The 15,428-nt window shown below is 45.0% G+C and carries 11 protein-coding genes; all 11 read left to right on the top strand.

The features are described from left to right. Positions 1-322 precede the first annotated feature (322 nt). Positions 323-1,417, top strand: a complete 1,095-nt coding sequence (locus GH808_RS00715) for a plasmid pRiA4b ORF-3 family protein (protein WP_186840886.1) — start codon at positions 323-325, stop codon at positions 1,415-1,417. Between the two features lie 288 nt (positions 1,418-1,705). Further along, positions 1,706-2,383, top strand: a complete 678-nt coding sequence (gene radC, locus GH808_RS00710) for a RadC family protein (RefSeq protein WP_186840885.1) — start codon at positions 1,706-1,708, stop codon at positions 2,381-2,383. Positions 2,384-2,448: 65 nt separating this feature from the next. Next, the gene (locus tag GH808_RS00705; protein WP_186840884.1) at positions 2,449-4,995 is read left to right on the top strand and encodes a DEAD/DEAH box helicase family protein; all 2,547 of its coding nucleotides are present in this window, start codon (positions 2,449-2,451) and stop codon (positions 4,993-4,995) included. A 90-nt stretch (positions 4,996-5,085) separates the two neighbouring features. Further along, entirely contained in the window at positions 5,086-5,700 is a 615-nt protein-coding gene (locus GH808_RS00700; RefSeq protein WP_186840883.1) for a class I SAM-dependent methyltransferase, read from the top strand. A 286-nt stretch (positions 5,701-5,986) separates the two neighbouring features. Beyond that, the gene (locus GH808_RS00695; protein WP_186840882.1) at positions 5,987-7,177 is read left to right on the top strand and encodes a hypothetical protein; all 1,191 of its coding nucleotides are present in this window, start codon (positions 5,987-5,989) and stop codon (positions 7,175-7,177) included. Between the two features lie 276 nt (positions 7,178-7,453). After that, on the top strand, positions 7,454-10,093 hold the full coding sequence (locus GH808_RS00690) for a transglutaminase domain-containing protein (RefSeq protein WP_186840881.1): 2,640 nt from the start codon (positions 7,454-7,456) through the stop codon (positions 10,091-10,093). A 427-nt stretch (positions 10,094-10,520) separates the two neighbouring features. Beyond that, positions 10,521-11,096 carry a transposase gene (locus tag GH808_RS00685; RefSeq protein ID WP_186840880.1) on the top strand — a complete coding sequence of 192 codons (576 nt, stop codon included), beginning with the start codon at positions 10,521-10,523 and terminating at the stop codon, positions 11,094-11,096. Between the two features lie 290 nt (positions 11,097-11,386). Beyond that, the gene (locus GH808_RS00680; protein ID WP_186840879.1) at positions 11,387-11,614 is read left to right on the top strand and encodes a hypothetical protein; all 228 of its coding nucleotides are present in this window, start codon (positions 11,387-11,389) and stop codon (positions 11,612-11,614) included. 191 nt (positions 11,615-11,805) lie between these two features. After that, positions 11,806-12,981, top strand: coding sequence for a hypothetical protein (locus GH808_RS00675; protein WP_186840878.1), 1,176 nt, complete (start codon positions 11,806-11,808; stop codon positions 12,979-12,981). Positions 12,982-13,140: 159 nt separating this feature from the next. Next, positions 13,141-14,898 (top strand): N-6 DNA methylase, encoded by a 1,758-nt coding sequence (locus tag GH808_RS00670; RefSeq protein ID WP_186840877.1) that lies wholly within the window; start codon positions 13,141-13,143, stop codon positions 14,896-14,898. A gap of 243 nt (positions 14,899-15,141) precedes the next feature. After that, complete coding sequence (locus GH808_RS15715) at positions 15,142-15,390, top strand: transposase (RefSeq protein WP_186840876.1); 249 nt, start codon at positions 15,142-15,144, stop codon at positions 15,388-15,390. Positions 15,391-15,428: the final 38 nt, after the last annotated feature.

Genomic DNA, 15,428 nt, shown 5'->3' with positions numbered 1-15,428 from the left:
CAATCAAACGCCTCGCATCATCTTGTAGGGGCGGGTATTACCCGCCCGCAGACGTCGATCAGATGCCGAACGCCGGTTGAAAAATCGACGTCCCGGGCGATTAATAATCGCCCCTACAGCGGCGGCGAAAATCTTCACAATCAAACGTCATGCATCATCCCGCCGGCGTCGATGCCACACCACCCGCCAATCAAAACGCCGCGTCGTAAACCAGACGCGGCTTTTATTTGCCGAAAAATCCCCTGAGCGATTGTGCATGATGTGCAGAATAGCGTATAATGAAAGCATCCATCAATGACAAAAAAAACCCGGAGGTGATGCAATGCAAATCGGATGCACAAAAAATTTATTAACGACCCTTGCCGTCAAAGCGGCTGAAAAAACGGAAGCCGCTGATCTTTTCTGCTGGAGCGCCAATCTTTTGACCATCAAAAGAAGAAAGGCCGTCGTGGTGGTCAACGACAGCAACCGTTTTGGCTTTGTCCTGTATGGGCTCAAAGCCAAAGATTTCAGCCAGTTGAAAACTTTGATCGAAGATGGCATCCGGCGCTGCCTGGCCGCTGAAAACATCAGTGAAGCGGTGATCCGGGCCTATTTTGAGCAGGCGGACGACCTGGTTTTCACCAAAACCAGGGGCCGGGTTGCCGTCGCCCGCCTCAACAAAGCCTGTGAACGGGCAGATCTCTTTGACAATTGGCTGGATACATCCGCCCGCTATCAGACGGATCTGTCCCGGATGATCAACAATGACCTGTTCAAACCCGATAAAACGCGCGATTACAGCCATCCCTACGAATTGCTGCTGGCGGATTTTCAGCGTTTTTATGGCGAAAAAATCATCAGCATCGAAGCGGCGGATCTGCTGATCAAACTGGATCTCGGCGCCACCAGTGCCAGCCGCAGGCTGCTCGTGCCACTGGGAATCACCTTTGCAGACCTGCATAAAATCATTCAGGTCGCCTTCGACTGGCAGGGGGTTCATCTGCATGGTTTTCTCGTGCTTGACGACCGGGGACAGCCCGTGCTCAATCTCGCCTGCAAGTTTGACGATGACTTCGATCCCTTTGATGACGGACAGACTGTCTGGGATCAGGATGTCCGGATCGATGACGCGATGAAAAAGCGCCGGCAGATCCGTTACACCTACGATTACGGCGACAACTGGTGCCATGAAATAACAGTGTTTAACATCGTTTCGGACTACGACAAAAACTATCCGACCTGCATCATGGCCGAAGGAAACCGCCCCCCGGAGGATGTCGGCGGCATACCCGGTTATGAAGCCTATCAGACAGCGATCGGCAACCCCGATCATCCCGACCATGCGCAGTTTAAAAGCTGGGCCGCCAGTCACTGGAAACCGGCGGTTGATCTGGCGATCACCAACCGCCAGCTGCGGCACGTGCTGAAGCGGTAACGGAGCCAGGGCAAACTGGCCGTTAAAATCAAAACGCCACGTCATAAAACAGACGCGGCGTTTTTTTTTGTTGAAAAATCCTGCCGCGGCCGATGTTTTCAATAAAAAAAGGCGAATTTTTCCACCTGATATATTTTGTAATAGAACTAAAAAGGCGTATAATTAAATAGTGAGACGAAATCAGTACGGAATATCAGAAAACAGGCAAAATGGACATCAGGGCAACCGTCGCCGGTCACTTCAGGCTATCACAGTCGTCTGAAATTTCAGAACGGGAAAGAGGAGCGCATGGATAAAAATCCCCACAAGGGCCACCGCCAGCGGGTCAAAAACAGAGTCCTCAGAGAAGGCGTCGACAGTTTCGAGGATCATCAGATTCTGGAACTGCTGCTTTTTTACTGCATTCCGATGAAGGACACCAACGAACTGGCTCACCTGCTGATCGACCGCTTCGGGAGTCTTGCGGGGGTGCTGGATGCGAGACCGGAAGATCTCTGCGCGGTGACCGGCATCACCGAAAACTCGGGGATTCTGCTGAACCTGATCCCGTCGCTGGCACGACGCTATCATCAGGAAAAGCTGAAGGAGAAAACGATCCTCGACAGCACCACCAAGGCCGGGGAATACGCCAGGGCGCTGTTCACCGGCCGGCTTTACGAGGTGTTCTACGTGATCTGCCTGGACAGCCAGAACCGGGTCAACCACACCGCCCTGCTCCATGAAGGCACCATCAACGAGGCCCCGGTGTACCCCCGGCTGATTGTGGAAACGGCCCTGCGCCACCAGGCGACGAGCATCATTCTGGCCCACAACCACCCCGGCGGCAGCCATCAGCCCTCCCAGGCCGATGTGGAGGTCACGAGGAAAATCAGAACGGCGACGGAAGCCATTGCCATCACGGTGGCGGATCACATCATCGTGGCCGGTGACGGCTATTTCAGTTTTGCCGAGAACCGGCTGCTGTAAACCGTGCCAGCAAAGCAATCATTGTTCGTTGTTAACCTGATCAACAGAGACAGAAAGAGGAAGTCATGGGAACTTATCGGATAACCGGAGCCAGTGCCTTTAACCGGAACTGCGTCACCGGGGCGCATGATCATCTATATGAATACCTGAAGGAAGCCATCGCCGGCGCCACCGCCATCGACATGAACGTGTCGTTTCTGATGGCTTCGGGCGTCCGGCTGATGCTGGATGACCTGAAAGCCGCCACAGACAGCGGTGTGCCCATCCGGATTCTCTGCGCCGATTATCTGAACATCACCCAGCCCGAAGCCCTGTATCTGCTCCGGGACGCCCTGGGCGACCGGCTGGATCTGCGCTTCTACAACGTCCCCAATCAGTCCTTCCATGCGAAAGCCTATTTTTTCCGCTATCCGGATTACGAAGAAGTCTTCGTCGGCTCCTCCAATCTATCCAAATCAGCCCTGACCACGGGGATCGAATGGAATTACCGGATCAATTCGCGGGAGCAGCCGGCGGACTGCGCTTTTTTCCGCCAGACCTTCGAATCATTGCTGGCCAACCATTCCCGGATTATCGATGATACTGCGCTGAAAAAATATTCAAAACAATGGATACGCCCCAAAATTATTCAGCAAATCGAAGAAATTGAGGAGGAGCGCCTAGCGGCTTCCGATCCTGCCGAAACCCCCGACCGGGTCGCCCAGGGACAGGCGGCCTTCACGGTCGACACCGAAGCCGAAACCCCGGCACCGCTGATCAGTTTTCCCCAGCCCAGCGGCGCCCAGATTGAAGCGCTGTATGCCCTCAAGCATTTCCGCCAGGAAAACATGGACAAGGGCCTGATTGTGGCGGCCACCGGCATCGGCAAAACCTTTCTGGCGGCCTTCGATTCGAAAGCGTTCAAGCGCATCCTGTTTGTGGCCCATCGGGATGAAATCCTGACCCAGGCCGAGCACAGCTTCCAGTGCGTGCGTTATGAGCTGAGCACCGGCCGGTTCGACGGCATCCGCAAGGACACCGACCCGGACATCATTTTCGCGTCGGTTCAGACCCTCGGCAATCCGGCCTGTCTGAATGCCGATTTCTTTGCGCCCGATACCTTCGACTACATCATCATCGACGAATTCCATCACGCCGTTTCCGATTACTACCAGAACATCATCGACTATTTCCGGCCGAAGTTCCTGCTGGGCCTGACCGCCACCCCGGAACGGCTGGACAATCAGGATGTTTTTGCCCTGTGCGACTACAACGTGGTCTACGAGGTGCGCCTGAAGGAAGCCATCAACCGCGGCTGGCTGGTGCCTTTCCGGTATTACGGCATCTACGACGACATGGACTACGCCCAGGTCGATTTCAGAAACGGCCGCTATGACGACGATCAGCTGGAAAAGCTGGCCAGCGTCAGCCGGCGGGGCAATCTGATCTTCCAGAACTATTCAAAATACCGCAGCCGACGGGCCCTGGGTTTCTGCATCAACCGCCGCCATGCCCTCTACATGACCGACTATTTCAGAAATCAGGGCATCAATTGCTGCGCCGTCATCAGCGGGCCAACGGATGGCGACAGTCAGCCGCTTTGCATGCCGAGGGATGCGGCCATCAAAGCCCTGAAGACCGGAGCACTCCAGGTGATCTTTTCCGTGGACATGTTCAACGAAGGGCTGGATATCCCCGAGCTGGACATGGTGCTGTTTCTGCGGCCGACCCAGTCGCCTACCGTTTTTCTCCAGCAGCTGGGCCGGGGCCTGCGCAAATCCCGGGGCAAAAACCACGTCAACGTGCTGGATTTTATCGGCAATTACCGCAAAGCCAACCTCGTGCCGCTTTTTTTGACCAGCCTGCCGCCAGCCGGAGCATCCGGACCGCGGGGGTTCCGCCTGCCGGCGGAAGACGACTATCCCGAAGACTGTATCGTTGATTTTGATTTCAGGCTCATCGATCTGTTTCGGAAGATGGAACAGGATCAGAAGAAGATCAGCGACCGGGTGAGCGATGAATTTTACCGCATCCGCGCTGCGCTCGGAAGACGGCCGCTGCGACTGGACATGTACGTGCATCTGGATGCGGCCGTCTATGCGCAGATACGAAGCCGCAAAGCGCTGAATTTCTTCCGCGATTATCTGGGCTTTCTCGACGAGACCGGTCAGACCACGCCGGAAGAAAAAGAACTGATCGGCACCGCGGGGCATGCCTTTCTGCGCACCATCGAAAACACTGCCATGTCCAAAACCTACAAAATGCCGGTTCTGCTGGCCTTCTATAATGAAGGCAGCATGAAGCTGGCGGTTACCGAAGACGATCTGTACCGCAGCTTCAAAACCTTCTACGAAAAAGGCTCGAACCGGGTTGACCTGCTGCGGGACAAAAGCACCGCTGCTGCCAGCAACTGGGGCAAAAGGGAATACGTCAGCCTGGCCAACCGCAATCCTGTTCATTTTCTGGCCCAGTCCGCCGGCGAATTCTTCATTAAAACGGAAGACCGCTTCTGTCTGGCGCCGGAACTGGCAGCTTTTATCACCAACCCGGTTTTTGTCCGTCACTTCAAAGACATCATCGATTACCGGACCAAACGTTTCTACCGAGAACGGCTGGAAAAACTGGAACCGTAACCGGCTTAACAGACGGCTGCTCCAAGTGAGTGATGAAAACGCGCGCAGGCACTTTCAGAAAGATCCACCAGAATTAAAAAACAGGAGACTATGATGAATAAAACCCTCGACTACTACAACCGGACCGCCCGGGAATTCATCCGGGGCACCGTCGATGCCGATCTTTCGGCCCTGCACCGGCGCTTTCTCAGCCATCTGCCGGAACATGCCCATATTCTGGATCTGGGCTGCGGCTCCGGCCGGGACTCAAAAGCTTTTCTGGATCTGGGCTATCAGGTCACGGCCCTGGACGGCTCCGAAGCCTGCTGTAAGCTGGCCACGGAAACCATCGGCCAGGAAGTGCTTTGCCGGACTTTTGAGCAACTGGATTTTGAGCAGGTTTTCGACGGCGTCTGGGCCTGTGCATCGCTGCTGCATGTGCCCTATGCAGAGCTGACCGGCGTTTTCAAAAAAATTGCCGCAGCCCTCAAGCCCGGCGGATTCTTCTACGCCTCGTTCAAATACGGTGACTTTGAAGGCGAGCGCAACGGCCGGTATTTTACGGATCTGGATGAAGAACGGCTCAAAGCCCTGCTGGAACCAGTGGTGGGGCTGACGGTGGTGGAGACCTTTATCACCGGAGATGTGAGAGATGGTCGGGGCGGGGAGAAGTGGTTGAATGTGATTGGGGAGAAGGCGGCGTTGAGGTCAGACGCCGGGCGCTAATAACCTGGTTAATTGTGATAAGAGTTCAAAATCTAACTGAAATAAATACTTCAAAATAATTGTTTAGAGAAAGCGGTTAGTAAGTTTTGCAAAACCTAAACGCATATTATAACTGGAGGTAAGTAAGGTCAATGAAGATTTCGGGGAATAACCGATAATTAGTATAGATCTGGACAAGTATTAAAAAATAAGGAATAGTATCCATATTATAGCTGGAGGCAAAATGTAGTCCTCCAGCTGCATATGCATATTATGCATAAGTTAAAAACAACGGAGGAAATTGTTCATGTTAAAAAAGAAGGTTTTGGTTTTAGGATTGGCAGTAGCACTGTTAGTCGGTAGTGGTTCGGTGTATGCCTCACCGGTTCTGCAAGAAAATGGTGTTGTTGCTGATTCTGCGATTGAGGTAACAGAAGTAGGAGTTCCTAATAAACTTTTGTGTGATCATGTACTGATAGTACCGAGGGGTACTGTTATGACTGCTGAAATTCTGCTTAATCATTTTACGATTGTTGATTTAGAAGGTAACGATCTGGGGATGAAAGATAAGATTATGTTCTCAGGAGGCCCAAAGAGTCCTCTGTTAACGGCAGATGAGAAGGCGAAACAGATTAATGATGGGTTAAGTCGTGGTGAAATTACAGCCGGGGTTATTGATTATCCCTGGGTTTGTAATTACTTTGGATTAGGGTACAGTGATGTAGTAGAGGATACTATACCAGCAGGGATCATTAGCAATCCGGCTTTTGAAATTCCGGCAGATGTGGACATTACTGGGGATCTGTTACGGTCACATTTCACCATTGTTGATGCAGAAGGTAATGATTTGGATATGAAAGATAAGCTCCGTTTTATGACCGGTAAGGGTGGTCTTATGACACCAGAGGAGCAAGCCACGATCCTGACTAACGCATTTAAAGAGGATGTAAAAAGAGTAGTATCGGTTATCGCCTTGGTTGATGGTTATCCTTCATTGTATTGTGAGGCCAATGTACGTTTAGGTCAGATCGTTAATAAACCCTATAGTATTGCTTATGCTACCCATGTTCAAAATGAAGGATGGCAGAAAGAAGTGAAAGACGGTAAAATATCTGGTACCGAAGGAAAAAGCCTGCGGTTAGAAGGGATCACCATTGAGTCCGGTATTGAAGGAGTGGGGGTAGAGTATGCCACCCATGTTCAAAATATTGGCTGGCAGGATTATGTAGCAAACGGTAAAATGTCAGGCACCGAGGGTAAATCTTATCGCTTAGAAGCAATTAAGATCCGGTTAACCGGTGAGAACTCATCTCAGTATGATGTATACTATCGAGTACATGCACAAAATATTGGTTGGATGGGATGGGCTTCTAATGATGCAGAGTCTGGTACAGCAGGATTTAGTTATCGCTTAGAAGGGATTGAAATTAAGATTGTAGAAAAAGGAACAGTGATAGATGTAGGTGGTGTGGCATTTCTTGATGCAAATGTGAATTAGCATATAGCATAATTGTATATATACAAGGCAGATTAATCATAGTCTGCCTTGATATGTATGGTGAAAAAGCATACAAGAATGTATTGTTTTTTTGCTACAATAATAAACATAACTACAAACCCGTTTCTGTTACCCCCCAAAAACGTTTTTTTTTAAATAGCATAACGATATGTTTCACAAGGGGTGGCTTTATGAAAAAAAGTGGATCCATGTATCAGATGATAGAAATGCTCACTTCTGCAGATAAAGAATTGGTATATTATAAGGAGAGAAAGTATGGGGAGTAATATTTCGAGTAAGAAAATTTGGTTAGTATTGATGCTATTAACCTTAATGATGCTATTTCCATTGAGTGCGATGGCGGTAGAAGCGGAGCAAAATGCTTCAAACAATATTCAAGGGGAAGAATTACCAGTTGAACCAGTGGGGGATATCACGGTAACAACCATAGAAACCAAGACAGCGGATGGTCTTATTGTTGAAGAAACGAGTGTGCCGGAAGCGCAATTGCTTTATGCGCTTTCTGTTAAGGATAATAGTATTATTCAGATAAGTTCGCTAAATAATAGTACAGAAGCTGAAATAATGACAAAAATGGAATCTGCATTCATTAATTTAGAACCTGAGTTGAATCTTTCAATGTATCAGATTCCTTATAATGAGATAGATAACAATGGACTGACGGTTGTATCTGAACTGTATTATAAAGTGTTAAACAATAATTTTGACCTGTTCTATATGGCTCCGAAAATCACCACTTATTATGATAGTGATCAGATGGTGAGTAAAGTTGTTTTTACTTATGTTTGTGAGGACAATGAAGTTACTGGAAAACTAAGTGAAGAAGAAACACTTGAAGTAATGTATACCCAGGAAGAGTATCATGATTGTTTGCAAAAATTCATTTATCAGGCAAACATTGAGGAAAGAATGTCTGATGTAGAAAAAGTAGTGGCTATTCACGATACCCTGTGTCGGTATGTTGGTTATTCAGCAATTCCAGAAATACGCGCATATACTGGAAAAAATATGATTGTCAAAAAAGTTGGAGCTTGTCAGGAGTATGCTGAAGCACTCACTATTCTTTTAGAAGAAGTAGGGATAGAGTCTGAGGTTTTCATTGGTTATAAAGATGGCAAACCTTACCATGCATGGAATTTGGTAAAGGTTGATGGTCAATGGTATCATATTGATGCAACGTGGGATGATGAAAATGGTTATATTTCACGCTGGTGTTTTTTAATGAGTGATTCAAGTTTCCATAAATCCCATCCTTATGAATGGGATTTACAAGGACGTACCGCAGATAGCACCATCTATGAGGATTATTTTGCCAGTAGTGATAATATGTATTACGCAGGTGGGAAATGGTATTATATAGGTTTTCATTATTATTATATAGATGGTGTGAAATACTCAACAGACGGAATATTTTGCTCAAATCTTCATGGGGATGACCGTGAACTATTAGTTAATACTGGAGAAACATTTAGTGAATTTAATGTGTTAAATGGAAAAATCTATTATGTGCTTTATGGCGATGATCGGATTTTGTGGCGTCAAATTTATTCTTGCAATTTAGATGGAACTGAGAATAAGTTGTTTGATACTTTAGGGGAGAATAATGATGCGATGGTTTCAAGCTTAGATACTGAAATTGGCGCACTTACTTGCAAGGTGTATTGTCATTCCTACGATCATAAATACGTCGATTATTACTTTGTGAATACGTATCCCGTAGCTGAAAGAATTACGATCAGCTCTTTTACCGCGGATAAAAGAATGGGGCAGCCTGTGAATACCGATATTTTATTATCCGCTGCTGTTAATGGCGGGACAAAACCTGTGGAGTATCGTTTCTATTATAAAAACGAATCAGATGAACAGATTGTGATTAGCGATTTTAGCAGTTCAAGTTCAGCAGTATTCCGTCCAGAACAAGCCGGATATTATGATCTTTATGTTGAGGTAAAAGATTCAGAAGGACAAGTAACGATTTCAAAGATTGATGATTATCAAATTGTTGATGCGAATTCTGAATTGTCAGCTTACTATTCTACCCATGTTCAGAATATTGGATGGCAAGATTATGTCGCGGATGGTGCGATGTCAGGTACTGAGGGTAAAGGTTTACGATTAGAAGGTTTAAAGATTGAGTTAACAAAAAAAGATGGGGTAGGCATCAAATATACCACCCATGTCCAGAATATTGGATGGCAGGATTATGTCGTTGACGGTGAGCTAGCAGGGACTTCAGGAAAGGGTTTACGGTTAGAAGCTGTAAAAATGGAACTTACCGGTGAAAACGCAGATAAATACGATATATACTATCGCGTTCACGCTCAAAACGTTGGCTGGATGGGTTGGGCTTCTAATGGCGCTGAGGCTGGGACTGCTGGCTTCAGTTATCGATTAGAAGGCATTGAAATACAGATCGTTAACAAAGGTGCAGCAGCACCGGGATCAACTGTAAATGCTTTCCAGGATGCCAATCAGAAAAATAAATATACGGCTGAGGACTATTCTGTGATTCCCCATAAATGGGACAATGGATGGTATGGTAGACGTGATGCTATGTTCATAATGGATGCTGGAGATGAGTCGATAGCTCTAAGAATCAATAAAAATGATTATACGGATATTGACATGGTAACATATAATGTAATTTCCAATCCTGTTGCATATAGTATGGTTATTTATACTGGCGATGTCAAATTCTTTGAGGCAGGCGATATTTATCGTACTGATCGCGAAACTGCTGTTGTAAATAAATTAAAAGGAGTTTGGTCTCCATCAGAAATTCATGTCGATGGGGTTAAGATTGTCTTTGCGATGACATATAAAAATGGCTTTGTAGAGACAGTTGAATACAGGTTAAATCCCGAACAAATTAATAATTATGGTCATACTGTGTAGTAATAAGCGATTGTTGATTTAGAATCTGTTGAGAAGTTTCAAAAATCACTATTGAATTATCAGACACGTGTTCAAAATGGATTGGGCAAAGAACGGTGAAAGTTCAGATACTTCAGGTTAATGTGAAAAGCAGCGCTGAAAATTATAAACAATATAATTGATTGATGTATTTATTCATATTTTTGGAGGTTCTTATGCAATTTGAATTAATTCGTAATGATATAACAAAGATGGCCGTGTTGATTTATACTTAAAACTGACCCACGATTAACGGTGAAAATTGACCCACCTCAAGAAGAAAGGAGCGAGTAATCGTGGTTTTAATTGGCACCGAAGTATGAAAATTTAACACTGTGAATTGACCCACCTCTGAAAGACAATTATAATTCTTTCTGCATGCAAATCATGTGGAAAGGAGAAAAAAGAGGTGAAAAATTTGGAAGATTGGGCAGCCGTCCAGAAAGTATACAAACAGTCAAAGTCCAAACGAGCAACAGCAGATATTCTTGGTATATCCAGAAATACAGTTAAGAAACTTTTGGGGTTAAGTGAACCGCCGAAATATCAGCGGTCAGAATATGGAACAAAGATCGATCAATACAGGGAAAAGATTATTGAATGGCGATGTGAGCCATATCGCTTTAACGGAACTCGGATATTCAGAGAGCTCAGGAAAAAAGGTTATCAAGGGAGTATTGGTCCGATTTATCGATTTCTCAGGAAGGTAGATGAGGACATGGACGACCACATCAGTAGAAAAGCAACGGTGAGGCATGAAAGCCCACCAGGTGATCAGGCACAGTTCGACTGGTCAGAATACGAAGTAATTATTGGCGGCCGATACCGTAAGGTCTATTGTTTTGCAATGATTCTGGCAGCATCAAGAAAAAAAGCGGTCTGCTTTTCACAAAAAGTCGATGGATCAGCGATCTATGAGGCGATTCAGGAATTGTATGATGATCTTGGAGGTGTCACACTGGAGGTGTCACACTTGAGGTTCTAATTGACAATCCCAAAGCGCTGGTCATCACGAATGATCCAAAATCCGAGGAGGAAGTCAAGTACAATCCCCATGCTCTGATGATGGCAAAATATCTGGGAACTGAGCTGAATGCATGTCCCTGTCAGAGGACGGCGCCTGACACTAACTTATTAACTTATGACAAAGCATCATCAGGTATTTAACAATCGCCAGCTTTGAGCGGGTGCTGGGGGAACAGATAAAATGTGGCAAATTAACGGGGGGGATGAATACCTCCAAAAAAGAACCCAACAAAGCAATGAGGTGAAACCATGAACCACCAACCACCAGATGACCATCGCATCCCGGATGATCTGTTAATCCCACTTGTGGTAACGTTAACAGATAAAAACGAGACTGATGAAGAAACAGCAGAAGACTTCGATGATGAGACGGTTGAAGCGGAAAAAGGGCCGGGTTGTTGTGGCTGTTTGATCGTGTTCGCATTTTTTTACGGCTGTGGTGTGATTTTTTCGCTGCTATTTGATATTTCTTGGTAACCTGTTGACCACAAAAACAGTAGCACTACCAACGGCATGACTTATTGAGACAACCCTTTGAACAAGACAAATAAACGGGAAAGGCTGGCACACTATGACTGAATATCAAAACCGGGGTAACCTCAAGTTCTGCAAAGAAAGTAGAAACAAATTTTCTAATTCTAAATAAAAATCAGAAGGATCGGTGTAAAATGTTAATTGTTTTAGCTGAATTAAGTAGACACTTTACGGAAGAAAATATTAATGCGACAGTCGTTAAAATTATCCAGCAGACGATTCACAAGGACATACAAATACTTGAAGGTGAGAGGCCAGAAAATAGAGGTTTAAACTATTATGTATGGAAAAAAGATGTTGCTGCACTAAAGGCAGTCGTGGAAGAATTTGATGAACTTTATGAATTGTTAGACCAGCGTTTGCCAATTTATGAAGAAAAATGTCAATTGCTTTATAAAGATAAAAGCAATTGGCGTTGCGGTAAACATGACGAGGTTGACCGTCACATCGACCGCGAATGGATCATCGAAAAACATTGGGAATTTCGTCAAAAATTAAAAGAATATCAATATAAGAATAGCGAGCTGATGAAAAACAAATCAAAAGCTGAAAAGGAGGAGTATCTAAATACAATCAGGTTCATGGAAAATAAGCAAAACGAATTCGCAGCTTTTATAGACTTTATCGATAACGAGCTTAAAGATAAACTGAACAATTTCTGCGAAAAAGTGTCGAATTCAAAACGGCTGAGCGGACTAACCTTTGAATTGGAAGAAGCAATGCTGTTAAATCATTTAAGAAGCAGTATCCCAAACCAGAAAGTTAGTAAAGTTAATATGATTACTGGTCAACCTGAGATTCACGTTTTTTATGGCAAAGATACTTGTCTTTCCAAGGGGCATAAAATTGAGAATGTGAAGGCCGTGATAAAAAATCTGAAGAATGGTTTAAACGATGTGATGAATATTATGTATTGCCATCACTGTAAACAGTATCGTATTTCATTTTTAAGTTATCAGAATTACACCAAAAATAATATAATCCCCGCGGTGATTATCAAGACCGTTAAGAGTGCCGAAGCAAATGGCCTTAAAGAACATTCGATTCTAAGTCTTTATGGTTATGCCGTTGGTTTGACAGGTTTGTCTAAAGATGTGAGACAACGAATACTGGCTTATCTGCTTGACGCACAGATCGCAACGAAAGCACAGATTTTAGATTTGCTGCGTTTCGATATTACTTATACAGGGAAAAGAAAAGGGATGGAAGAATCGGTTAGAAATTGGAATACCGATATCCGCTTTGTGAACGATTATAAAATCAGTAAACAGCGAGTAGTCAGAGGCGGCGATTTCGTAAACGCTAGGTAGCGGTAGTAGAAAAGTCAAACCATGATTTGGTTTAAAAGTGCCAGATAATGGTTATTAATAACCAAATAATAAAGATTGACAAAACCAAATCCATGTTATATACTTGGTTCAAATAAACTTGGTTGCCGGTAACCAAATAAAATCCAAAGGAGAAACAACATGAATCAGAAAGTATATAAGTTAATGGACACAATGAGAAACAGGTTTACCGTAAAAGAAATCGAACAGTATTTGTTTGCCATCAGTGCCGTGGCTACCACCCTCGGCCATGTACAATTTGATTATTTTATACAACGGTTTGGCAGCATGGCAGAGTGTCAGGAAAAAATGCTGGAAAGCGTTAAAGATGACCAAGAAAAAAGTGAAATCCTTCGCTTTCTATTGCCACTGCTCTCTGCCAGCACCGGCGATACGTTACGAATTAAAATGATTCTTGATGAATTGTCAGCTGAAGATACGAAGGAAATCGTGTTAAGTCGCTTATCAACAGAAATGGGATCGGCTGAATCTCTTTCTTCCGAAAGTATTGAAGGATTGGCTGTCGAACTGTTACGAAGTATCCCTGGTTCATCCTTTGTTGATTATTGTTCCGGCCGCGGCAGTATGTTGGCCAAAGCTTATAAAGAAGGGATTGCAACTGAATTTTACGGACAGGAAATTTGTGTACCAACCTATTATGAAAGTAAAATTATCCTTCATGCATTAGGCCTCACAGATTATCAGATTGAGCTGGGGGATGTCCTGGCCAATCCCAAATTTCACGATGCCAAAGGAACCTTAAAAAAATTTAGTAAAGCATTTTCACAATTTCCTTTAGGGATCAAGAAACGTGACCTGGTTTTACATTCTGCCCTGGACTTCTGGGGTACTGAAGCTACTGACCGGTTAAAAAATCGCTTGGACTGGGCATTTATTGGCACGTTAGCAGATTCAATCAGTGAAGAGGGTAAGGCGATTGCAGTGATACCAAGTGGCTTGCTTAGTAATGTCGTTGATCAGCCATTCCGGCAAGAACTGCTTGAAAAAGGGATGGTGGAAGGGATCATCAAGCTTCCCAAAAACGTGATTCCGCAAACGGCGATAGAAATCACGCTGTTGATTCTCAGCCATCATAACACCGCCGTTCGACTGGTTGATGCCACCGAAATCTACACCAAAGGCCGAAGAAAAAATGAACTGACAGCTGTAGATATAAAAAAGATCATGACATTATACAATAGTCAAGACAATATGCCCGAAGCCCACACTGTTTTGAACGCAGTCATTGCTGCCGGCAATTATAATCTTGATCCCTTTGGCTATTTGGAAACAAACCAGATTGAGATTCCTTATCCGCTCAAATTGGATCAGATAACGGAAACGATCTTTAGAGGCTTGCAATTAAAAGCTTCCGATCAAGACGAGATGATCACGGAAAAAAGCGATTATCAATTGGTGGGTTTAAAAGATATTGAAGCCGGCCAGATTTCCAAAGACTTGACTAATGTGAATCTCAGCGATAAAAAAAAATACGCCCGGTATTTTCTTGAAGAGGGCGATATCCTGATGACGGCCAAGGGCACCGTCCTGAAAATAGCCGTGGCAAATCTTGATAAAGATAAGAAATACATAGTCACAGGAAATCTCATGGTCATCCGTCCCAGAAAAGATCAGGTGGATCCCACCTATTTAAAAGTATTTCTGGACAGTGAAGATGGCCGTAAACTTTTAAAAACGGTGCAAACCGGGACGTCGTTGATATCAATATCCACAGGTGCCTTGAAAGATCTTGAAGTATCGGTGCCGCCAAAAGAAATCCAAAATAAAATTTCAGAACAGTACCGCTCTAAACTGGAGTTGATCGAAGCAACACAGAAACGTCTAAAGGAACTGAAAAGCGAACTAGCTGGCATCTACCAAGCAGCGGTTAAGCCGTAACGGGCAATGGCTCAAAGTAGTGCGCTTAAACAACAAAACTAAAGGCCGGAAAGAATTCTAAATGTCACTGATGGATTCCAAAATATTTTTAGAATTCTTCTGACCTGTTCCAGATGAACCGCCATTTGATCCATCGCTGATGGTTTACTTCCGCAAAGCAATTGGGAAACAACTGCGTTATCTGCGCAGAGACCTGGCGATTATCGACACCATGTTGAGTCATCAAAAAACACTATCCAGAAAATGGCAGGTTCGGCACTGGGTCGTCCACCTAAAAATGCAGTGACTGATAAAAAACAGGACTATGTGGATATTTGCGAACGTGTTGAAGTCGAACGGAAATTCAGTCTTGCCAAACTCAACTGTGGTCTTGGTCTGATCCGGACACGTTTGCCAGATACCGGCCTTTGTACGATTGCATTGTCGATTGTTGTTCTGAACCCCTGCGCAAGGTTCTTTACGCCCAGTTACAGTTTTTTATGCCGGAATTGAATGGGTTCGGTGTTTATCAAAAATTGGTAATTATTCAG

The organism is Acetobacterium fimetarium (assembly GCF_014284475.1).
GTDB classification, from domain to species: Bacteria; Bacillota; Clostridia; order Eubacteriales; family Eubacteriaceae; genus Acetobacterium; species Acetobacterium fimetarium.
The sequence above is the reverse complement of the archived record's forward strand: the minus strand, read 5'-3'. Positions and strand labels throughout refer to the sequence as shown.